Source organism: Ruegeria sp. N8, from assembly GCF_056531325.1.
On sequence record NZ_JBQFLQ010000011.1, the window covers coordinates 80450 to 100203 of the forward strand.

The window sequence follows — 19754 nt, forward strand, 5'->3', positions numbered from 1 at the left end:
ACTCGCGCGAAGGCCCTTGCAGTTGCACTCGCTGCACTGCCAGCCACGCAGGCTCGTGCCTATCCAATTGACTGTGCCATATTCCTTTGCCTCGCCGGGGGTTGGCCAAGTTCGGCTGATTGCGTCGCAGCCAAGGCGGAGTTCATTCGGCGCATCACACCCTACCCGGTCGAACCGCCGCTTCAACTCTGGCGCTGTCCGATGAATACGTCACACAGCCCCTCGGACTTGGGTCCTATGGAACGGTTGGAAGCCATCAAGCGCACCAGTGCTAGCCCAGTTCCAGAGCTTCCATCGGATGACACCGCTAAGCCAATACTGGTAGACGCAGCGATCTCGATAGGAAGGATCGATGCACATCACGGCCAATACGGTGACGGTTTCCAAGCCACCCCGATCAGCGTCGATCTTTCTTCTTCCGATTTCGACGTTGTGAGATCCATCAGGGTTTGGGATGTGCGCCACTACAGCTATCGCCGTCGTTCAAGGGAGGGAGATTGCGAGCGTTCGCTTGATCTTGTGGTTGGCACCTACGACGATAATACGAATTTTCGCTGGTCCGAGCGCGCTCCTGCCCCAATCCCTTACTGGCTGCCACTGGGCAATCGCTGTGAACCTCCCAGCTACTTCCGCGGCGTTGGCGTCGAGTGGACCGACACATTCGGGTTCAGCGACTACGAACTCATCCGATATTGAGGTGCTGACCTGCGGTACAACGCGTTGCTCCTGGCTATGCCACCAAAAATCGCCAGCTGCATTTTTAAACCAGGCCGATTGGCCCGGAGGAAAAACTTAATCCCAGAAACAAAAACCCCCGCAAGGCGGGGCCTCAGCGGGGATCTTCTTAAGTCACGTTTGATCACCTGATTTATAGGAAACTCCAAAATTACTGACAAGGACAAACGCATCTGTGCGAACGGTTTTTCTGTGTCTTTTTGCTGAGGTTCGAGCCGCCTTGCTTCCCCAATGAGAAGCAGACCATGAGACCGTTGAACCATTCCGAACACCCTGCCCCGCGAAGCCGCGATATCAACACTGACCTTTGCCAAATGAGGCCAAATCCATGAGCTTTCGGCAGATCGCATCCGCCCATCACCACGATAATATTCGCTTTCACAACGGCCTTCCTGAGGGCTGGAACCGTGACAGGTTACGTCAGCTCTGCGTGGGATATGCGCAGATCAGAGGCGCATCAGCCCAGTGTATTCGCACCTTAGAGATCATCATCGATATGATTACGCCATGTGCTTTTCGAGACCCGTCTCAGGAACCCTTTTGCTACGCGCGCCAGGAAACCCTCATTGCCGGGCGAGGCGTGACAGATCGGACAATCCACAATCACGAACGTGAGCTGGAAAGGATTGGTCTGATCGAACGCAGGCTTGGCGCAAATGGCGCGCGCTGTAAGCGCAAGAAGCTTGGACTCTTCCTGACCCCTGCCCTGAACCTCATTCCCGAGATGCGCGACGCGGACGTGCGCAGCAAGGCCGAGAAGAAAGAACAGGACGAGCTGCGCGGGGATCGATCACGGCTTTACCGATATGTGAAACATAGTCTGGCCGTGCTTCTCTTACTCCCCTGCCCTCCTGAAAGTCTGGAAGGCATGAAGGAGGAACTTCGATCCTGGCCGCGCGCCGACAAGTTGAAATACATGACGCTGGAGGCGCTCAAGCTACATGTTCAGGCGGCTTACGACCTTTGGAGCCGGATCGAAGAGCATGTCGCAAAACCCGGTGAAATTTCGGGTGAACCCGAAGCTTGTTTCGGGTGCCATATACAAGACCAAATTGAAGAAACAATTCTGTCCTGTAACGCCGATGGCGAGAGTTCAATGTCCTCGGCAAAAGCCTCGGAACCAGATTGTTCCGGCTCCGGGCCTGACGGCCCTCCGCATTGCTTAGAAAGCAATCATCCGACAGATACGGCATCGCGCAAGGCCCAAAAACTACCGCGGGTGAATAACCGCATCCTATATGAACTGGCCTCACCCGAGCTGCGCATGCATATCGATATCGCGGGTGGCGGAGATCAGAATTCCAGCCCGTCGCTCTACGCGATTGAGACCGGCGTTTGGTCGCGATTGTCGGAGATCGGCGCCAATGCCTCGGCTTGGCGTACGGCGATTGACCGATTGACCGTGATGGGTGCAATCCTGGCCGGGTTGATCACAGACGCGAGGCTGAGCGATCCACGGTTGCCGCCAGTGGTTAATCCGGGCGGATATCTGCGCGGTATGGTGCACGCAGATGAGCGCGGTGAACTGAACCTGATTTCCAGTTTCATGGGGCTTTTGGCGCGTAGAGCCCGAGAGGAGGAAGACGGGCTTCCGCAAGATCACTGCAGCGGGTTTTAGCCGTGCCGGGTTATGAGCCGCCAGCTTCTCCAATTCATGTGTCTCATCGGCAGGTTTTCGCTCCGTTTCCGCCTCCAGAACAGAACTGTATTCAAATGCATGATTGGCTACGGGAATTCCCGAGTGGTTTGTTCAGCTTTAGGTTGCTAAGCGGCCTCGACGGCAACGCGGAACAGAAAGACGATCTATGAAAATCGCGGACATTGGCAATTCTGAACTGGATTTCAGGCAGACCGGGGAGGCGCGCCTTCAGGAAATTTGTTCGAGGTTCGGACTGGAGAATGCGTCCTACGCCCATATCGACAAGCATCACAACGTTGTCCACGGCTGCACCACGTTCCCGGCCGAATGGGTCAGGCACTACGTCGACAACGACATGGTCCTGGTCGATCCCCTCATCCGGTTTGGCGCCGCAATGATCGCACCAATTGATTGGGCTGTGTTTGATGATCAGCGTGAACACGCACCGCTATTCGATGCAGCGAGAAAATTTGGTGTGGGTCAGCACGGACTATCCATTCCGGTTATCAATCCGTTTGGGGAGCGTGGTGTCTTTACGGTTACCTCCAACCTGCGCCGATCCGACTGGGACGCCTTGGTCGGGAGTATGCTCCCTGCCCTTCGCCACGAAGCGCAGGTCCTGCATCTACTCGCGCTCGATGTGATTGATACAGTTTTCAACTTTCCTACGGATGCGTTGTCCGATCAGGAGATGGATGTTCTGAAGATGCTCGCATCAGGATTGATCCCATCCGTAGTTGCTGGCCAGACGGGGCTCTCCTCCAGGATGGTGCATGCTTTGACGTCTTCGATCGTCACAAAACTCAAGTGCCGGACAACGGAACAAGCAGTGGCGAGAGCTGTCAGCACAGGTATTCTTAAATGGACCGATTTCTTTGCCGACCCGGTCGCCGAACTTGCGGATGTTGAAGGACAGACCCTTTGCGGCGGGATCGTGCGTTGGTCTGGAAGATCACACGAGTTGATCACCTTTGAAGATGGTCGAACGGTGCGGAACTTGGATAGCTTTCAGGCGGTTCAGGTCCAGGAAATTGCCAAAGACTTCAATCTGGATGCTGAAAGGATCCTCGAAGAACTTGGACCCAACCGGGATCAATGCGTGTGGATCAGGCATCTCTGAGTTCGGCCCACGTGCACCGCTTGATTTGCAAAATTGTGAGCAGGGGCAAGTTTCACATAATTTCACTTATGCTTCCGCAATCTGTAGCCGCAAAGCTCAAATGTCACCCATGAGCAATTCAGGAATGTCACTCTCGCCTGCGATGAGGACAGGCAGAGAGTTCGGGCATGGGGTGGGTAATGATGAGCGAGCCGGATTTGAGCCGCATTGTAGTCTTTCCGCAAACTGAGTTGGCCAGATTCGATCCTTTCCGGGCGTTGCAATTAGGTGTCGTTTATTTTTTCTTTGGCGATAGGCTCGTTGAGCAACGCCGTTAGCAGGGGGCATGAGGCCGTACCCTCGGTGCAGGTCTGCACAAGTTCTGCCAGTGCTTGCTCCAACCGTTGGAGGGCGGCGATTTTTGACCTGACGTTGTCGAGATGTCTTGTTGCGACGTCTTCGACGTCACGACAAGCTTGCTCGGGCGCTTTGGACAATTCGCGAAGTGCGCATGCACCCTGAATGGTAAAGCCAAGATCGCGGCAGCGTTTGATGAATCTGAGCTCGGAGATTTCCCGTTCCGTGTATGCGCGGCGTCCCGAGGCGGTTCGACCGGCTTTCTCGACTATGCCTTCCCGTTCGTAGTAGCGGATCGTCTCGACCGACAGACCGGTCAATCTCGCCGCTTCGCCAATCGCAATCATGTGATGACCTTTCCCTTGAACCTGTAGCTACTACAGGGTGCATGTTGTCGGTCATGATGTCGAATTTCACATACCGCGCGAAGCAAAAATCGAGGAAGTCGAACCGGCTTCCGCTCGAGTTCGTCAAAGCCGGAGAAAGCTGACCATGAGCAAGTTTGTTGGCGCAAGCTTTCTTGGATCGTTTACCGCACTTGGCGTTGCGACCTGCTGCATCTTGCCGATGGCCTTGATTTTGCTTGGCTTGGGAGGGAGCTGGCTGGCCGTATTCGGCAAGATCGCCGCCGCGAGTTATTACGTGCTCGGCGGTTCGACGGCCCTGCTGTTTCTCTCTGGCATCGTCGCGTATCGCCGTGGTTCGCTCGACCGCTTCAAATGGTGGCTGACAGGCAGTTTTGCGTTGACGGCCATCGCTTGGGTTATCGTGCTCAACGAAATCCGAATAAATGATTTCCTGATAACCTTGATGTGACGCCATGAGTGAAAAGCACCCGAACCTTGTCAGCACGATCATCTGCCCGGAATGTGGACATTCAAGGCCTGAAACGATGCCAACAGACGCGTGCCAGTGGTTCTACGAATGCACATCTTGCGGAAAAGTCCTGAAGCCACTTCCCGGCGATTGCTGCGTCTACTGTTCCTACGGATCGGCCCCATGCCCGCCAATTCAGGCGGGCGACAAATGCTGCGGTTGATACGGCGACCGGGATGTCGGTTTTGTCCGCAAAGCCGGTCATCAGGCTTTGCGGACGCAGGTATTTTTTCACCGTAGGCTGGAACTTGCCCGGTAGGACAAGGCAGGCGTGAAGTCACGGATCAACTGGTTTGCCGTGAAGAATGTCACGTAAACCAGGCAGCAGAAGCGAGCGCCGTGTTTGTCAGGATCTTGCCAGCGCCATCGGGAAATTATGCGGCCGGGTAGCTGGCGAACACCTCTGTGGTTCCATCCTTGCGGATCAGAAAGACGTCGAAGGCTTCGCGTTCACTTTCCGGCCCCATGCCCGGTGAGCCGAAAGGCATTCCCGGAACCGACAGTCCGACAGCATTCGGGCGTTCGCCCAGCAGGCGCCGAATGTCAGCGGATGGGACGTGTCCTTCGATCATGTAGCCCTCCACGCGACCCGTGTGGCATGACATCATGCCCTCCGGAATCCCATTGGCGGTTTTGTAAGCGTTCAAGGCCTCCCAAGCACTGTTTTCCACGCCTACTTCAAAACCTTCCGCCCGCATGATTTTGATCCACGATCCGCAGCACCCACAATTCGGATCCTTCAGGACATGGATTGAGGGACCGGTTTTCGCGAAGGCGGGAAGCGCCGCGCTGCACGCAATTGCCGCGGCTCCTTGCATCAAGCGGCGGCGGCTCAGGTTATTCATTGTCATGTTCCCTCTTGGGTAAACTTGTCTTAAACCGATATAAAATCGCACCGGTAGGATAAAAGCTGGACCGCATTTACAGGGCCGACTTGTCCGTCACCCTCCGACACTCATCAGATATGGCTTTCTGGGCGACGCAGGGATTTCTCACAATGATCTGGCGCAAACTCTGCTCGGAAGCGGAACCCTCGCTCTCCTTTTTTCGCTGCACCTGCCGTTCTGGGTCCTGCTTGGCAATAACCCGGTTCGCAAGCAACGCCGCTACCCTCCGTTCAAGGCCGGAATTGCGCCTATTTCTCACTGCTGCGTTCTATGGCGCCCACGATCGAACAGTTCTGAATTCCACCACGCCCCGGACACGCCGCGATCAGCTCGTCCAGATTGTTCCTCAACCGTGCAAGCCCTTCGATCCGTTCCTGAATTTCGTCCCGCTTTTTGCGCGCTCTGGCCTGCATCGCGACGCACTCGGTATTTGGTGCCGTGCGCAACTCCAAAATTTCCGCGATTTCTGCCAGCGAAAATCCGAGCTTCTTAGCGCCGGATATGAATTTCAGCCGCCAAAGCGTGTCACCACCATAGTCCCGCGCGCCGCCGTCAATTGGGCGCGGCGGCTGAGTGACAAGGCCCTTCTTTTCATAAAATCTGATCGTCTCGACGCCTATCCCGGTCTCGCGCGCGGCCTGGCCGATCTTGAGTGGTTGCATCGCAGTCTCCCTCCGTCACCGTCATCTTGACACCGTATCATGATACGGAGGTTAAAACATTGAGGTCTTGGTAGTTGCGAGGATGTCAAATGCGGACCTTCCTGAAACGGTGGCTGCTGCCGATATTCGGCTCCGCCCTGGCGCTCTATCTGGTGTTTGCGCTCTACGGCAGCCTCGATTTTGCGCTGTTTCTGCAGGGCCTGCGCGGAGCCAACATGTTCTGGATCGCGATTCTTGCCGCCACCATCCTGCTGGAGCAGCTGATGAGCGGCTGGAAGTGGCGGCAGATCCTGTTCGACGTGAAACCCGTCGGCACCCTGCGGCTGACGGGGGCGCTACTGGCAGGTTATGGCGCAAATGTCCTTGTCCCGCTCGGCATCAGCCCGCTGGTCCGGGCCTGGCTGGTTGCCCGGCTCGACCGCTTGAAGATGGCGACCGTGCTTGCAACCGCGATCATCGCCCGGTTCCTCGACGGCGTCGTTTTCGCCCTTTTTGCCGGAGCGGTGGCCGCCGCCGGCCAGATTCCACAGATCGAGGGTGACCTGCGGCTGGGATTGAGCGTTGCGGGCCTGTTGAACCTGATGCTTTTCGGCAGCCTGCTTTGGGTTCTGTTCCGGTTCCGCGCGTCACTTCTGAGCGAGGACCCTCTGGTCTGCCGACTCTTCGACTGGGCTGCCGCCCGCATCGGGGCCGATGGCGCGTATCTGCGCACCGCGCTCGGTGAAGGGATCGTCTGGCCACAGGCACGGGCCCGCCGCGTCGCCGCCATTGCCGCAGCCATTGCGGGTAAGCTGGTGGCGACAACCCATTTCCTGTGGGCCGGGCTGGCGGTTGGCGTGGTGCTGAGCGCGTGGGATTACCTGTTCCTGATGGTGTTTGCCGGGTTCGCCATGGTTCTGGGTCGTTTCGTGCGCATCCCGGCGAGCTTTGTCTTTGGGGCGGGGTTCGCGCTCAAGGTGCTTGGCGTTCCGGACGAAACCGCCCTTCTGATGATCCTGTTCAACTATGTGCTGACGATCCTTCTGGTGGTCGGGATCGGCCTGACGGTGTTGTGGCAGAGCGGCATCGACATCCGCCGCGCCCGGGCGGAGGCAGAGGCGGCGAATGGCAAGGCGTAATCCCGAAGACACGAGATTTTGGCGCATCGCCGGTGCTGGTGCGGTGTTTCAGGGCGGGTCGGCGGCGGTGGACAGCGCGACGGTGGTGGCCAGTCTGGTGCATATGCTGACCGGTAGCGCGCTGGCCGTGGGCTATGCCAGCACGGTCCTGCGTCTTGGCTGGCTGCTGCCCCAGTTCGCGGTGGGCTACCTCGCCGAGCGCACCGATCGGCGGATGCCGTTCTACGCCCTTGGTGCCTATGGGCGGGCGATCACGGTCGCGATGATCGGTATTCTTCTGTGGTGGGGGGCCGACTGGCCTCAGGTCGATTGGCCTCCGGTTCCGCTGGCGCTCGGGATGCTGGGATTGTGGACGGTCTATGCCTTTGTCAGCGGCGTGGTCGCGGTGCCCTACAACGACATCGTCGGCCGGGCGATCCCGTCCGAGCGCCGCAGCCGGATGTTGGCCTGGCGCTTTTTCGGCGGCGGTGTTCTGGCGGTTCTGGTGGCGGGCTTTCTGCGACACGCGCTCGACGTGATGCCGCCGCTCAGGGCCTATGCGCTGATCTTCTGGCTCGGCGCGGTGCTGATGATCGTCTCTGCGACGCTTTTTGTCTCCGCGGGTGAGCCCGCTACCGCTGCAAGGGCGCCACGGGACCGTCCTGCCAATCTGTCTGGATTTCTGCGCGAAGGTTTCTCGACGCTGCGGCAGGACCACCGGTTCCGGCTGTTCCTGATCTTCCAATGGCTTGGTGCAGCGACGCTGATGGCGTTGCCGTTCTATGTCGTTGCCGCCAGCCGCAGCGGCCTCGGGGCGGCGGATGTCGGAACGCTGTTGGCGGCGCAGACTGTCGGCGCGCTGGCCTCGAATCCGCTCTGGGGCCACATCGGAGACCAGGCGGGCAAATTGCGCCTGCTGGGGATAGTGGCACTGGTGCGTCTCGGACCTCCGGTGCTGGTTTTGCTGCTTGTGGTCACGGGTTCGGGGCTGACCGGTTTCGCGGTGCTGTTCTTCCTGATCGGCGCGATGATGAACGGGGTGACCATCGGCTATCTCGGCTATTTGCTGGAGATCTCGCCCGACGACCGCCGCCCGGCCTATTCCGCGTGGTTCAACAGCTTTGCGGCCCCGGCGGCGCTGGCGCCGCTTGTGGGCGGTGTGGTGGTCAGCATGATCGCCATCGAAGCCGTGTTCATCGCTGCGATCCTGGCCGCGCTGGGACAGGTCGCGATCGCCGCGCGGCTGACACGGGGTTGAAATAGCACCTTGTTCAGGACCAAAGCGTTTCCTCTCAACCCGCAATTCAGATGCGATCCTGTCAAAAGGCAAGATGGCATGTCTAAACATGGGCGAAGCAGAAAACGTTGAGCGCAGCGATTAGAATTGTTCCGTTCAGAACATGACGGCGAGGTCTCTTCTCGAAAACTCCAGAAAGCGGGGTACATGTCGAATTCCGCCACATAGCATCGCGGCGCTGATCGAGGGATATTCGAGGACTGACAAACGAACTTGGTGAGGCACGCGCCTCTGAACAAAGTTCACCGCGCCGTCACCCAATTTTGACCCGTGTGTCGGTGACGAACTCGTAAGGGGGCAGATCGAGGTTGCGGGGCGCGGGGCCTTTCCGAATTCTGCCAGACGTGTCGTAATGTGAACCGTGACACGGACAGAACCAACCGTCCCAGTCTCCGGTGGGTTCGCTGCCGCCCTGCCCGAGTGGTATGCATCCCAGATGGGTGCAAACGCCAATAACTACCAGCCATTCCGGTCGCTGTACGCGCTCGGCGTCAGGTTGCGGGTCGATCATTGGTGCATCGTCTTCTGCTATCGCCAGCGCGATCCGCTCTTTAGTCCGGTGGTCGATAAAGATCGGCTTGCCTTTCCATTTAACAGTGATCCTCGTTCCTGGTCCGACACCTTCAAGATCTATGTCGACAACGGCTTGGGCGGAGATGTCTGCACTGGGGTTCATGCTGTTAACAAGTGGCCAGACCGCCGCGCCCGTGGCCACGATGGCGGCACCGCCGGTGACGAAGTATAAGAAATCGCGCCGAGTTTCAGGCTCTGAAGGTGCCTGTCTTTCAGAAAATTCAGACATATTGTTCCTCCTGTGCGTCAGGACGGGTTCATCGAATTATAGGACTCGGACGAGGTGGATCAGTCGCCTTGGTCCTCTTCTTCACCGCGATGCCCCATTCCCTATTCATCAGAGTGATCTTCGTCGGTGTCACCGTGCAATGCCTTTACAGTTAGTGCACCGGCCGTCAGGTGCAGTTCAGTTGCTGCTCTCCGAATTGGATTTGCTAACATGGCAATTTCCCTTCCTTATTGGGTTACAAATTTGTTCTGATCAGTTGGCCGTTGCTGCTCCTTGTTGCGCAGTGTTCTTGCCGCAAAGCCGCCAGCCATACAGGGCGCCGTTCTCAGTGTTTGCCGTGGCCGCGATGCATTAAGAAATGCATGCCCACGCAGACCAGCAAGAACAGCAACGGAGAACTGAGCAAAGGATAGAGTGTCTCGCGGTATTCCCAGCCCAGAACAGCGGCGCCCAACGCGATCGCAATGACAACCGGGAGCCAATTACGCTTGGCACCGTTGGCCGTCTGATCTTCGGTTTTGGGCGCTTCGGCCGTTACGTCAGAGCTGACCCTTTCGGTCGTCTCCTGTGTGGCGCGGGTTTCGTCGAAATTTGATTGGGTCATAGCTGATTTGTCTCCTTTTCGATGATCCATTGTTTGAGAAAGATGCGCTCATAGACGAAGACCAAGCCGATGCCAGCAACGGCATATACTACGATCATCGGGTCGGAGCGCAGCTTGAGTATTGTGAACGCGGTCAGGACTACGCAGTCCAGCGCCAGGGCGGTCAGCAAGACCCATCCACGGGCTTTGATCTGACCGCGCAAGCGTCGCCAGACACCCCAATGCACCGCCATGTCCATCACCAGGTAAAAGAACGCCCCCAACGAGGCGATGCGAGACAGGTCGAACAACACCGCAAGCAGGCCCGCAATCACGACCGTGTAGATCAGCGTGTGAGACTGGATGCTGCCCGTCATGCCGAAATGGCTGTGCGGGATCATCTTCATGTCGGTCAGCATCGCCAGCATCCGGGACACAGCGAAAACGCTGGCGATCAGCCCCGAGGCCGTCGCCACCATCGCCAGCGCCACGGTCAGGTAGAACCCGCCCTGCCCCAGCACCGGCCTGGCAGCCTCGGCCAGGGCATAGTCCTGCGCCGCGCGGATTTGCTCGGGCGGCAGGCTGACACCGACGGCAAGGGCGACCAGCAGGTAGACCACCGCGCAGATCGCGATCGAGATCATGATGGTGCGCCCGACATTGCGGTGCGGGTCGACGATCTCGGCCCCGCTGTTGGTGATGGTGGTAAAGCCCTTGAAGGCGAGGATCGACAGGGCTACCGAGGCGACGAACCCCAGCGGCGCGGCCGGTTCCGAGCCCTGAACCTGCCAGGTTCCGCCCGCAGCCCAAAGTGCGGCGATGCCGAATATTGCGATCCCGCCTATCTTGAGCGCCGACATGATGATCGACCACAACCCCACCGACCGGTTGCCCGACCGGTTCACCGCATAGGCAAAGACGATCAGCGCAACAGCGACCAAAGACACCAGCGGTCCGCTCTCGATGTTGAACGGGCGGAGCGCATAGGTCGCGAAAGTACGCGCGACGAGGCTTTCGTTGATCACCATCGACAGTGCCATCAGCAGCGAGGCCGCCGCCGCAACCGCCCCGGGCCCATATGCCTTGGTCAGGATCATGGCGATGCCGCCTGATGAGGGCCAGGCGTTGGACATGGCGATATAGGTATAGGCGCTGAAAACCGTCACCACGGCCCCGACCACGAAGGACAGCGGAAACCATGGCCCCGCCAGCCCGGCGATCTGTCCGGTAAGTGCAAAGATCCCAGCGCCAATCATCACGCCGGTCCCCATGGCGACGGCTCCGGTCAGCGAGATTGATCCGGGCTTCAGCGCGCCACTGGCGCCGTGGGTACTATGCTCGTGCGTGCTCAAATCTTCGCCCCCCGCAATCGCAGCGCATTCAACACCACTGAAATCGATGAAGCACTCATAGCGAAGGCCGCAAACATCGGGCTGATCAGGATGCCGAAAAGCGGGAACAGAAGACCCGCCGCCACCGGAACGCCCGAGGCGTTGTAGATCAGGGCAAAGAATAGGTTTTGCCGGATATTGCGCATGGTAGCGCGGGCCAGCCTACGGGCGCGCACGATGCCATCAAGGCTTCCGTTGACCAGCGTGAAGCCTGCACTTTCGATCGCCACGTCGGCACCGGTCCCCATGGCGATGCCCACATCGGACTGCGCTAACGCGGGTGCGTCGTTCACTCCGTCACCCGCCATGGCGACCTTTGCGCCTTTCTCCTGCAGTTCGCGAATTATGCGGGCCTTGTCCTCGGGCAGTACGTCGGCTCGAATCTCATCGATACCCAGACGTTCGGCCACCGCCTTTGCAGTGCGTTCGTTGTCGCCAGTCGCCATGATGATCCGGAAACCCAGTTCGTGCAGCGCCTTGAGTGCGGCTGGTGTTGTTTCCTTGACCGGGTCGGCGACGCAGACCAACCCCGCCACTGAACCATCAAGCATCACGAACATCACCGTTTCGCCGTCATCCCGACGCGCATTGGCCTTGGCCGTCAGTTCGGCCGCCTCGAGTCCGAGATCGGTGACCAGTTTCAGATTGCCGAGCGCGACGGGGCGGCCATCCACCGTGCCTTTCACGCCTTTACCAGTCACCGCCTCGAAGTCACTGGCGTCGGACAGGGCTACGCCACGTTCCTCGGCTCCTGTGACGATTGCCTCAGCTAACGGGTGCTCCGAGCCCTTCTCCAGCGTTGCGGCCAGCCGCAGCACCTCGACCTCGTCATGGCCAGGTTCGGGTAATACAGCCACAAGCTTTGGCTTGCCCATGGTCAGCGTGCCAGTTTTGTCGACGATCAAAGTATCGATCTTCTCGAACCGCTCCAGCGCTTCGGCATTTTTGATCAGCACTCCGGCCTGCGCCCCGCGCCCCGTGGCCGTCATGATCGACATCGGAGTGGCCAGGCCAAGCGCGCACGGGCAAGCTATGATCAGTACCGACACCGCTGCGATCAAGGCGTAGGAGAGCGCCGGAGCCGGTCCCCAAATTGCCCATGCAATAAAGGCCAGCGCAGCTATACTTATGACCGCCGGTACAAACCAGCCCGCCACTTTGTCAGCGTATTTCTGAATTGGTGCGCGCGAGCGTTGCGCGTTGGCCACCATTTCGACAATCTGGGACAGCATTGTGTCAGAGCCCACTCGGGTTGCTTCGATCACAAGGCTACCGGTGCCGTTGATTGTGGCCCCTGTGACCGGCTCGCCTTGTACCTTTTCGACCGGAACCGGTTCGCCAGAGATCATGCTTTCGTCAACAGATGAGCGCCCTTCGAGTACAATGCCGTCTACTGGCACCTTGTCGCCGGGGCGTACGCGAAGGCGGTCACCTACCTGTACTTCTTCAAGCGGAATTTCCTCTTCACTGCTGTCAGGGCGGATAATGCGGGCGGTCTTTGCGGCCATGTCCAGCAAAGCGCGGATTGCCTTTCCTGTGCCTTCGCGTGCCCGCAGTTCCATCACCTGCCCGAGCAGAACAAGTGTAACGATAACTGCGGCCGCTTCGAAATAGACCCCAACATGGCCTTCTGAATCTCGAAAACCGTCCGGAAATATGTGGGGCATCAATACGGCGACAACGCTGAACAGCCACGCGGCCGAAACCCCCATGGCAATCAACGAGAACATGTTCAGGTTCATGGTGCGAAACGAATTCCACCCTCGTTCCAGAAATGGCCAACCGCACCAAAGAACAACCGGAGTGCCAAGTATCAGTTCAATCCATAGGGTTGTTCGCTCACCAAAAATCTCTCGCACACCAGACAGCCCAACGTAGGGGCCCATCGTGAAAACCAAAAGTGGAAGCGTCAGAATCGCACCTACCCATAGGCGCCGAGTGAAATCCACCAGTTCCGGGTTCGGCCCCTCGTCCACCATCGCCGCGCTTTCCAGCTCCAACCCCATGCCGCAGAGTGGACAGGACCCGGGATGGGTTTGCCGCACCTGCGGATGCATCGGGCAGGTATATACGGGTCCGTCATAGCCTGTCGGAACGATGTCATATTCACCGTTCTCGTCCGTCGCGCCATGATGCGCGGAATGGTGGTGATGCGCATGCGCATCCACCTCGCCCTCGGGCACAAGGTGCATCCCGCATTTGGGACAGTCGCCGGGCCCAGATTGACGCACGTCAGAATGCATGGGGCAGACGTAAGCGACCTCGGTCGGGCCGTTCGCGTGGATTCTGATGTCGTGGTCTTCTGTCATGTTCTGCTCCCTGGTTTAAGCTTTGGTCGTAGAGCCGTTTAATTACGCAATGCCGGGCACAGTCCTTCAGGGCAGAACAACCATCTGGTGGCCCTCACCCAGTATCGGCATTTCGGTAATAGCCGTCAGGCTGACTTGATCGACGATCCAGACCTTCGGTTCGGTTCGGCTTGATACCATCACTTTGCCTGAGTTCGGTATGGTCGTCAGGTGATAAGGTGCCGGTGACAGGTTGGTCGAGCGCTGTTTGCCCGTAGCAAGATCAATCGACAACAACCGGTCGGTGCCTTTGGCGGCCACGAACAGTACGCCCTCGCGGTCGGACAGGCCGATCCCGTGCAACTCGCCTCCAATGTCATAGGTTTCGGTGACAGAACCGCTGGCAAGATCTACGCGGAAGGCCTTGCCACCATCACTGTCGGCTACGAAGGCGGCGCTGCCGGTGGCGTTAAGTACAAGATGCTCAGGGCCTTCGCCGACGGGCATGTTGCGTACGACGAAGCCTTTGACGACATCCACTTCGCTAAGTGTACCATTGCCGGTATTGGTGACATAGACCCTGTCGCCGTCAGGCGCGAATACCGCATAGTTGGGCATTGGCCCGGTTGCTACGAAACCAAGGAAGCTGAGCTTATCGAGATCGACGATCGAAATACCGTCACCGCCCGGATGGGTCGCCACCGCGAACCGCCCGTCGGGCGACACCGCAGTGTGATGCACCGCACCTGGAACCTCGATCTGGCGGACGACCTCGCGTGTTTCCGCATCAAGGATCGTCAGCAGGCTCCGCCCCTTGTCTTTGGGCAACGCAGTGACATCGCGCTTGGCGTGGTGCGCAGCGTGTTCATCCTTGGACATACCTTCGGGTTTTGGTGGCGTTGTGGCCTCGGTTTCTGCGTAGCTGCCCGCGACCAGGTACTTAAAGCCGGGCGCGCCGGCCAGCCCATGGACCGCCACGAGCCTCGGCAGCCGCTCGACGGTCTTGCCGGTTTCGGAGTCGATCACCAGAACCGAGTCCGCGCTGCCTTCGGGAATGAACACGGTTGCCGCCAGCGTGAGCGAAGGCGCAGTCAAAGCTGCGACGGACAGGCCTGCGGCCAGATTGAACAGGGTCATTTAGGTTTCCTTTCGTCAACTGAAACGCGCGCATTGGCGGGCACGTGCAGAAAAATCCGGTAGATGACGGCCATCAGGAAGGGCGTCAAAAGCAGGGTCAGAGCGATGGCCTTCATGGCTTTGTCCTTTCAATCAGTTGAGTTTTGTGCGAGCCGCAAAGACATTGAACAGTCCGCCGAACAGCAACGCGGCGTACCAGCCGTAGAGAAACGCCCATAACAGTCCCAACAGGAATGAGGGCAGGCTGAGCCAAGTCATTCCGGGCATCAGGCCGATCCAAGCCCGGTACATGGCAAAACTTGGAAAGATCAGGTCAAAGGCCACGCACAGCAGGTAGGTTGCGGCCAGAAACAGGCTGAGCGCCCAGCCAAGGGTTGTCACCGGAACACCGGGATGATGTTCTTGTGTCCCCATCACACAGGGGCCACAGGTCAGGCGCAACAGTGCGAATAGCACCACGCCCGTGACGAAAAAGTACAGAATGGTAAGCATGGTAAGTGTCCTGAACTGAGTTGGGCCGCAATCAACGGCTTGGGCAAGACCCCGGAGCGATTCCGGAGCCATTGCCGGTCACGTTCAGGACAGGTTTGGCGGATGTGGTAGTGGTGCGACCGGCAGGCTTGCGCGTGGCCGGAACCGTTCTGGCGCCACGGGCGTAGCAATACGCATCGAGAGCAATTCAGGTGCCGCCATAACTGCCATCGCATAGCAGCCCGGGTGCACTGAGCAGTCTAATTCTTCTGATGGATGAGACGCGGGATACCCACCGCTGTCATCGATCACAAGCTCGGCCTGGGTGGCGGCCTTCGCGATGTCATGCCCGGCATGGGACGGCACAACAGAGATCAGCATCGAAACCACCAACGCACAGATCAACAGGACCTGCAGCCGGCCCATGGCTCGGGCCGTCCGTGTCGCAGTTGATATCCATTGTGCGCGGATCACTTAGGGTTTCCTCCATTCTCCAACAGTTTAGGGCCGCTTGGACCGGTCGCATTGATCTGGCTCAATTCGTGGTCTGAAGAGCCAACAGGCATCTTGCGTTTCCAAGCCAACCAGATAAGTGGCGCCCCCGTCAACAGCCCAAGCCCGATAACCGCAAGGCTGGTGCCGCCTGTCGCGGTTTCGGTAATCTGGCTGCCCAGATGGGCCAGAACGAAACTGGCCGGCAGGAGTCCAGCCAAGGTGGCCAGTGCGAACCGCCAAAATTGAAGTCGGGTCAGACCGGCGGCATAGCTGACCATGTCGAAAGAAACGAAAGGCATCAGGCGGCTGGTGAACACGGTCAACATCAGGGCATTCTGCGATCCAAGCAACCCCAAGTCCAGCTTGTCGCCGAACCACTGGCGCAGCGCGTCGCGCCCCAACCAACGGGCTATCAGGAACGCCAGCAGCGCCCCCAACTCCGCTCCGATAGCAACCAATGCGGTTCCCAGCCCATGCCCATATGCCACCCCGGCAGCGACAGCGATCGGAGCGCTGGGGATTGGGCTGGCAACCACTGCGGCTGTCATGAAGCCGATGATGACAACGGGTCCGAACGGGCCGGCCCAATCCACCCACGCAGTAATGACTTCGCGCGATAGTCCTGCGTCCAACGCGCCAGACAGCCACAACCAGATGGTGGCGATCAGCAACGCGATCAAAACCGCGATGAAAACCAAACGGCTATTGCTGTGCAGGCCCTCCAGCTTTCGTTCCTCCTATGACATAGCCCTCCACCCCTAAACGGGAGTGACGGATTCCGAGGTCACTTAGCGATGTATTTGATCAGCGCTACGATCGCCAGAACGATCAACACTGCGATCAGCAACATCCAGATCATTCCAAACCCCATTCCAGCGCCATAGCCCATCATCGCTTTGTTCCTCAGTGGTTTGTGCCGAGTGCGATGACCCGGCTACACGGTTGCGTTTCAGTTGTTGGTTTCAGAAGCCTTTGTCACAGGTTTCGAGGCCTTCATGCCGTGTTTCGGCGACATCGTCTTTGCGCCTTTCTCGATTTCCCCTGTGGTCACAACGCCATCGCCATTGGCATCAAGATGCTGAAATCGGTCCACCATGGTTTCGCGGATCATCCCGGAATGCAGCGCTTCGAACTCATCAATCGACAGGTTGCCATCTCCATTGACGTCATGCGCCTGCATCCGGGCCTTCAGACCTTCGGCGATCTCAGATTCGCTCGGGCGACCGTCCTCGTCCATGTCCAGAACCGCCAGCCAGTTGCCGCCCATCATCTGGCCATGCATTTTCACCATCATTTGCATCATGCCTGCGTGATCGCCCATCATGCCGCCGGGCGCACCCTGCATCATGCCGCCCTCATGGCCCTGCATCTGCGCGCTGCTGCCATGCTGACCGGCGGCAAGCGCGGGCAGCGCCATCAAAGTCGCGGCAATGGCTCCAGCGGCCAGCGTGAAGGTACGTTTCATGACTTTCACCTCTCGGGTTTTTGTTTCTACACAAAGCATATGGCCGCCCTCGGTCGCGCCACCACCCCCCTGCTCAACCCGGTTTGTATCGTTGTGTCGCAGCCCGCCCAACTGATACAAAGGGATACAAAAAAGCCGGGATTTGTACCGCGCCGGGGCTTATGATTGCGCCATGACTGAAGCACCACATATCTTGATTGTCGACGACCACCGCGAAATCCGTGATGCTGTCAGCCGCTATCTGGAAAAGAATGGGTTGCGCGCCAGTACCGCGCGCGACGCAACCGAGATGGACGCACGACTGGCGGCCGGTCGGATTGATCTTATCGTACTCGACATCATGATGCCGGGCGAAAACGGATTGTCGGTCTGTCGCCGCCTGTCCGCGGCCGGTGGCCCGCCGATCCTGATGCTGACAGCCCTCAGCGATGACACCGACCGTATCGTGGGTTTAGAGATCGGCGCCGATGACTACCTGCCCAAACCATTCAACCCACGTGAATTGCTGGCCCGGATCAAGGCGATCCTGCGGCGTTCCGAAACCACCGTCCCCCCGGCTGGCGATCTGAGCGGCAAACGGATCGCCTTTGGAAGCTGGGTTCTGGATGCCGACAGTCGCACCTTGATATCCGCCGAAGGGGCCGAAGAAAGTCTGACCACCGCCGATGTCCGGCTGCTGGCCGTATTCCTGCAGCGGCCCCGCAAACTCCTGTCGCGAGACGAACTGCTGGATTTGACCGCCGGCCGCAGCCCGCACTTGTTCGACCGTACGATCGACAACCAGGTCAGCCGCTTGCGTCGCAAGATCGAAGCTGACCCAACGCGGCCGAAGCTCATCACCACGATAAGAGGTGGCGGTTATTGCCTGTCGACCGACGTGAGCGAGCTTACGGGATGAAAGCCTTTGCCCAAAGTCTGCGCGGTCAGCTTATCCTTTTGATCATCGCCGCGCTGGCTGCCGCGCAACTGGTCAGCCTGTGGCTGTTCGTCGACGAACGCTCAATGGCAGTGCACATGGCCCTTGGCCTGGAAACCGCCGGACGCGCCGCAAACATCGCGCGGCTGATTGAAGAAGCTCCACCCGAGATGCACGACGCGATCCTGCGGGCGGCAAGTTCTCCACTGGTGCGTTTCAGCCTTACAGATACGCCCGCAGTCGATCACACCGGACATAGCGCTGGTGGGACGGTCGAAAACACAATCCGCAGAATTCTGCCAGGCTATGAAAACCGTCCCATCCGGGTAGAGTTGCATGAGTTCTCTCCCGATATGCTGCCGGTTGAAGGTGTTCCGTCTACAATGGCTGAAATGCACATGGCAATGATGCGTGATCACGTTTCCGCAATTGAAATGCAGCTGTCGATCGCTCTGACGACCGATCAATGGCTCAACGTGGATACCCGGTTCCATAACCCTCCTCTGCAATGGCCTTTGCAGTCCTTCGTCAGCTTCGGTTTCACTGCAACTTTAATTCTTGGAGCAGCCATTTGGTTTCTACTGACACGGCTGACCGGCCCGTTGCGCCGCCTGTCACTGGCTGCAGACCAGTTTGGTCGCGGTGAAGACGTCCAGGAACTGACGGTTTCTGGTCCGACCGAGGTGCGAGATTTGACGCAGGCGTTCAACCATATGCGTGATAGGCTGACTCGCTATGTTGCCGATCGGACCAGACTATTGGGGGCGCTGGGTCACGATTTGCGGTCGCCACTGACGGGATTGCGGGTTCGCGCCGAACTGGTGGAGGAAGAGGAGACCCGTGACCATCTGATCGAGACCATCGAGGAAATGCAGGAGATGGTGGACTCCACCCTGTCATTTGCCAAGGGCGTGGCCACGCGCGAACCTTCCAGTACCGTCCCAATTGGTGAATTCGTAACCAAAACGACCGAAGACATTGTGCAAGCCGGTGACACGGTTGAAGTATCGGTCGCAGACAATCCGGCCGTCACGCTTCGGCCGATGCTGATGAAGCGAGCTCTGCGCAATATCATTGAAAACGCCTGCCGGTATGGTGCCCGGGCCAACGTCTCAGTCATGCAAGAGGGGAATGAGGCAAAAATATTGATCCAGGATCAGGGGCCCGGCATCCCCGAGCATATGCTCGATGCGGTATTCGACCCATTCGTGCGGCTTGAAACATCCCGCTCGCGAGAGACTGGCGGAACCGGCTTGGGGCTGTCGATCGCACGTACGATCATCCAGTCGCACGGTGGCACGATAGAATTGCTAAACGGGGAAACTGGCGGCTTGTGCGCTAAGGTGGTTCTGCCAGTTTTTGAGGGCCAAACGTAACTTGTGAACACAATCGGCATGCCCCGAAAGCTTATTGGAAGCGTACCGCTTTGGGCCAGTTTCAGGTGTGGGCTCAAACGCAGCGGCGGAGAACACTGAACTGGAAAGACTGACTTTCCCCCCAAGAGGTTTGGTGCAGGTGATGGCGATGCGCGACGAGTTCAAAGTGTTCCTCAAAAAG

At 58.6% G+C, this 19754-nt stretch carries 21 protein-coding genes; 9 read left to right on the top strand and 12 right to left on the bottom strand.

What is annotated here, in order from left to right; genetic code table 11:
• The first annotated feature begins 237 nt into the window (after positions 1–237).
• The 3 genes from ACR0C5_RS17360 (at position 238) to ACR0C5_RS17370 (ending at position 3494) form a co-directional block, all read left to right on the top strand.
• Positions 238–696, top strand: coding sequence for a hypothetical protein (locus ACR0C5_RS17360; RefSeq protein WP_170624892.1), 459 nt, complete (start codon positions 238–240; stop codon positions 694–696).
• Positions 697–1063: 367 nt separating this feature from the next.
• Entirely contained in the window at positions 1064–2353 is a 1290-nt protein-coding gene (locus ACR0C5_RS17365) for a helix-turn-helix domain-containing protein (protein ID WP_170417959.1), read from the top strand.
• A 187-nt stretch (positions 2354–2540) separates the two neighbouring features.
• Positions 2541–3494: a LuxR family transcriptional regulator gene (locus ACR0C5_RS17370; RefSeq protein WP_170417956.1), complete on the top strand. Its 954-nt coding sequence runs from the start codon at positions 2541–2543 to the stop codon at positions 3492–3494.
• Positions 3495–3757: 263 nt separating this feature from the next.
• On the opposite strand, the gene ACR0C5_RS17375 is transcribed toward ACR0C5_RS17370, so the two are convergent.
• Complete coding sequence (locus ACR0C5_RS17375) at positions 3758–4177, bottom strand: MerR family transcriptional regulator (RefSeq protein ID WP_170417953.1); 420 nt, start codon at positions 4175–4177, stop codon at positions 3758–3760.
• Between the two features lie 145 nt (positions 4178–4322).
• On the opposite strand from ACR0C5_RS17375, the gene ACR0C5_RS17380 reads away from it, so the two are divergent.
• Both ACR0C5_RS17380 and ACR0C5_RS17385 read left to right on the top strand, forming a co-directional pair.
• The gene (locus ACR0C5_RS17380; protein WP_170418031.1) at positions 4323–4646 is read left to right on the top strand and encodes a hypothetical protein; all 324 of its coding nucleotides are present in this window, start codon (positions 4323–4325) and stop codon (positions 4644–4646) included.
• Between the two features lie 4 nt (positions 4647–4650).
• Positions 4651–4869, top strand: coding sequence for a GDCCVxC domain-containing (seleno)protein (locus tag ACR0C5_RS17385; protein WP_237215937.1), 219 nt, complete (start codon positions 4651–4653; stop codon positions 4867–4869).
• Positions 4870–5080: 211 nt separating this feature from the next.
• Here the strand turns inward: ACR0C5_RS17385 and ACR0C5_RS17390 are convergent, their stop codons facing one another.
• Together ACR0C5_RS17390 and ACR0C5_RS17395 are read right to left on the bottom strand one after the other, a co-directional pair.
• Entirely contained in the window at positions 5081–5557 is a 477-nt protein-coding gene (locus ACR0C5_RS17390) for a DUF411 domain-containing protein (protein WP_170417950.1), read from the bottom strand.
• A 284-nt stretch (positions 5558–5841) separates the two neighbouring features.
• Complete coding sequence (locus ACR0C5_RS17395) at positions 5842–6255, bottom strand: heavy metal-responsive transcriptional regulator (RefSeq protein ID WP_170417943.1); 414 nt, start codon at positions 6253–6255, stop codon at positions 5842–5844.
• 89 nt (positions 6256–6344) lie between these two features.
• On the opposite strand from ACR0C5_RS17395, the gene ACR0C5_RS17400 reads away from it, so the two are divergent.
• Together ACR0C5_RS17400 and ACR0C5_RS17405 are read left to right on the top strand one after the other, a co-directional pair.
• Entirely contained in the window at positions 6345–7373 is a 1029-nt protein-coding gene (locus ACR0C5_RS17400; RefSeq protein WP_170417940.1) for a lysylphosphatidylglycerol synthase domain-containing protein, read from the top strand.
• A complete protein-coding gene (locus ACR0C5_RS17405) occupies positions 7360–8610 on the top strand; it encodes an MFS transporter (RefSeq protein WP_170417937.1) in 1251 nt (416 codons plus the stop codon). The genes ACR0C5_RS17400 and ACR0C5_RS17405 overlap by 14 nt, the downstream gene beginning before the upstream one ends.
• A gap of 292 nt (positions 8611–8902) precedes the next feature.
• On the opposite strand, the gene petA is transcribed toward ACR0C5_RS17405, so the two are convergent.
• The 9 genes from petA to ACR0C5_RS17450 form a co-directional block, all read right to left on the bottom strand.
• The gene (gene petA, locus ACR0C5_RS17410; RefSeq protein WP_050605700.1) at positions 8903–9451 is read right to left on the bottom strand and encodes a ubiquinol-cytochrome c reductase iron-sulfur subunit; all 549 of its coding nucleotides are present in this window, start codon (positions 9449–9451) and stop codon (positions 8903–8905) included.
• A gap of 325 nt (positions 9452–9776) precedes the next feature.
• Entirely contained in the window at positions 9777–10055 is a 279-nt protein-coding gene (locus ACR0C5_RS17415) for a DUF2933 domain-containing protein (RefSeq protein ID WP_170417934.1), read from the bottom strand.
• Positions 10052–11386: an APC family permease gene (locus tag ACR0C5_RS17420; RefSeq protein ID WP_255612171.1), complete on the bottom strand. Its 1335-nt coding sequence runs from the start codon at positions 11384–11386 to the stop codon at positions 10052–10054. The genes ACR0C5_RS17415 and ACR0C5_RS17420 overlap by 4 nt, the downstream gene beginning before the upstream one ends.
• On the bottom strand, positions 11383–13668 hold the full coding sequence (locus ACR0C5_RS17425) for a copper-transporting P-type ATPase (protein ID WP_170418025.1): 2286 nt from the start codon (positions 13666–13668) through the stop codon (positions 11383–11385). Before ACR0C5_RS17425 ends, ACR0C5_RS17420 begins: the two co-directional genes overlap by 4 nt.
• A 132-nt stretch (positions 13669–13800) precedes the next feature.
• Positions 13801–14850 carry a YncE family protein gene (locus ACR0C5_RS17430; RefSeq protein ID WP_170417931.1) on the bottom strand — a complete coding sequence of 350 codons (1050 nt, stop codon included), beginning with the start codon at positions 14848–14850 and terminating at the stop codon, positions 13801–13803.
• A 132-nt stretch (positions 14851–14982) separates the two neighbouring features.
• A complete protein-coding gene (locus ACR0C5_RS17435; RefSeq protein WP_152460765.1) occupies positions 14983–15342 on the bottom strand; it encodes a hypothetical protein in 360 nt (119 codons plus the stop codon).
• Between the two features lie 84 nt (positions 15343–15426).
• Positions 15427–15795 carry a hypothetical protein gene (locus ACR0C5_RS17440; protein ID WP_157054266.1) on the bottom strand — a complete coding sequence of 123 codons (369 nt, stop codon included), beginning with the start codon at positions 15793–15795 and terminating at the stop codon, positions 15427–15429.
• Positions 15792–16514, bottom strand: a complete 723-nt coding sequence (locus ACR0C5_RS17445; protein WP_331252139.1) for a TVP38/TMEM64 family protein — start codon at positions 16512–16514, stop codon at positions 15792–15794. The genes ACR0C5_RS17440 and ACR0C5_RS17445 overlap by 4 nt, the downstream gene beginning before the upstream one ends.
• A 251-nt stretch (positions 16515–16765) precedes the next feature.
• Positions 16766–17281: an EF-hand domain-containing protein gene (locus tag ACR0C5_RS17450; RefSeq protein ID WP_170417928.1), complete on the bottom strand. Its 516-nt coding sequence runs from the start codon at positions 17279–17281 to the stop codon at positions 16766–16768.
• A 172-nt stretch (positions 17282–17453) separates the two neighbouring features.
• Between ACR0C5_RS17450 and ACR0C5_RS17455 the strand changes: the two genes are divergently transcribed.
• Both ACR0C5_RS17455 and ACR0C5_RS17460 read left to right on the top strand, forming a co-directional pair.
• Positions 17454–18179: a response regulator gene (locus ACR0C5_RS17455; protein WP_170417925.1), complete on the top strand. Its 726-nt coding sequence runs from the start codon at positions 17454–17456 to the stop codon at positions 18177–18179.
• A complete protein-coding gene (locus tag ACR0C5_RS17460) occupies positions 18143–19573 on the top strand; it encodes an ATP-binding protein (protein ID WP_237217564.1) in 1431 nt (476 codons plus the stop codon). The genes ACR0C5_RS17455 and ACR0C5_RS17460 overlap by 37 nt, the downstream gene beginning before the upstream one ends.
• The last annotated feature ends 181 nt before the right edge of the window (positions 19574–19754 follow it).

Bases quoted from the DNA above. Each gene is read 5' to 3' on its own strand.
- ACR0C5_RS17360 (WP_170624892.1), top strand. From the start codon at position 238: ATGGAACGGTTGGAAGCCATCAAGCGCACCAGTGCTAGCCCAGTTCCA.
- ACR0C5_RS17365 (WP_170417959.1), top strand. From the start codon at position 1,064: ATGAGCTTTCGGCAGATCGCATCCGCCCATCACCACGATAATATTCGC.
- ACR0C5_RS17370 (WP_170417956.1), top strand. From the start codon at position 2,541: ATGAAAATCGCGGACATTGGCAATTCTGAACTGGATTTCAGGCAGACC.
- ACR0C5_RS17375 (WP_170417953.1), bottom strand. From the start codon at position 4,177: ATGATTGCGATTGGCGAAGCGGCGAGATTGACCGGTCTGTCGGTCGAG.
- ACR0C5_RS17380 (WP_170418031.1), top strand. From the start codon at position 4,323: ATGAGCAAGTTTGTTGGCGCAAGCTTTCTTGGATCGTTTACCGCACTT.
- ACR0C5_RS17385 (WP_237215937.1), top strand. From the start codon at position 4,651: ATGAGTGAAAAGCACCCGAACCTTGTCAGCACGATCATCTGCCCGGAA.
- ACR0C5_RS17390 (WP_170417950.1), bottom strand. From the start codon at position 5,557: ATGACAATGAATAACCTGAGCCGCCGCCGCTTGATGCAAGGAGCCGCG.
- ACR0C5_RS17395 (WP_170417943.1), bottom strand. From the start codon at position 6,255: ATGCAACCACTCAAGATCGGCCAGGCCGCGCGCGAGACCGGGATAGGC.
- ACR0C5_RS17400 (WP_170417940.1), top strand. From the start codon at position 6,345: ATGCGGACCTTCCTGAAACGGTGGCTGCTGCCGATATTCGGCTCCGCC.
- ACR0C5_RS17405 (WP_170417937.1), top strand. From the start codon at position 7,360: ATGGCAAGGCGTAATCCCGAAGACACGAGATTTTGGCGCATCGCCGGT.
- petA (WP_050605700.1), bottom strand. From the start codon at position 9,451: ATGTCTGAATTTTCTGAAAGACAGGCACCTTCAGAGCCTGAAACTCGG.
- ACR0C5_RS17415 (WP_170417934.1), bottom strand. From the start codon at position 10,055: ATGACCCAATCAAATTTCGACGAAACCCGCGCCACACAGGAGACGACC.
- ACR0C5_RS17425 (WP_170418025.1), bottom strand. From the start codon at position 13,668: ATGCATTCTGACGTGCGTCAATCTGGGCCCGGCGACTGTCCCAAATGC.
- ACR0C5_RS17430 (WP_170417931.1), bottom strand. From the start codon at position 14,850: ATGACCCTGTTCAATCTGGCCGCAGGCCTGTCCGTCGCAGCTTTGACT.
- ACR0C5_RS17435 (WP_152460765.1), bottom strand. From the start codon at position 15,342: ATGCTTACCATTCTGTACTTTTTCGTCACGGGCGTGGTGCTATTCGCA.
- ACR0C5_RS17450 (WP_170417928.1), bottom strand. From the start codon at position 17,281: ATGAAACGTACCTTCACGCTGGCCGCTGGAGCCATTGCCGCGACTTTG.
- ACR0C5_RS17455 (WP_170417925.1), top strand. From the start codon at position 17,454: ATGACTGAAGCACCACATATCTTGATTGTCGACGACCACCGCGAAATC.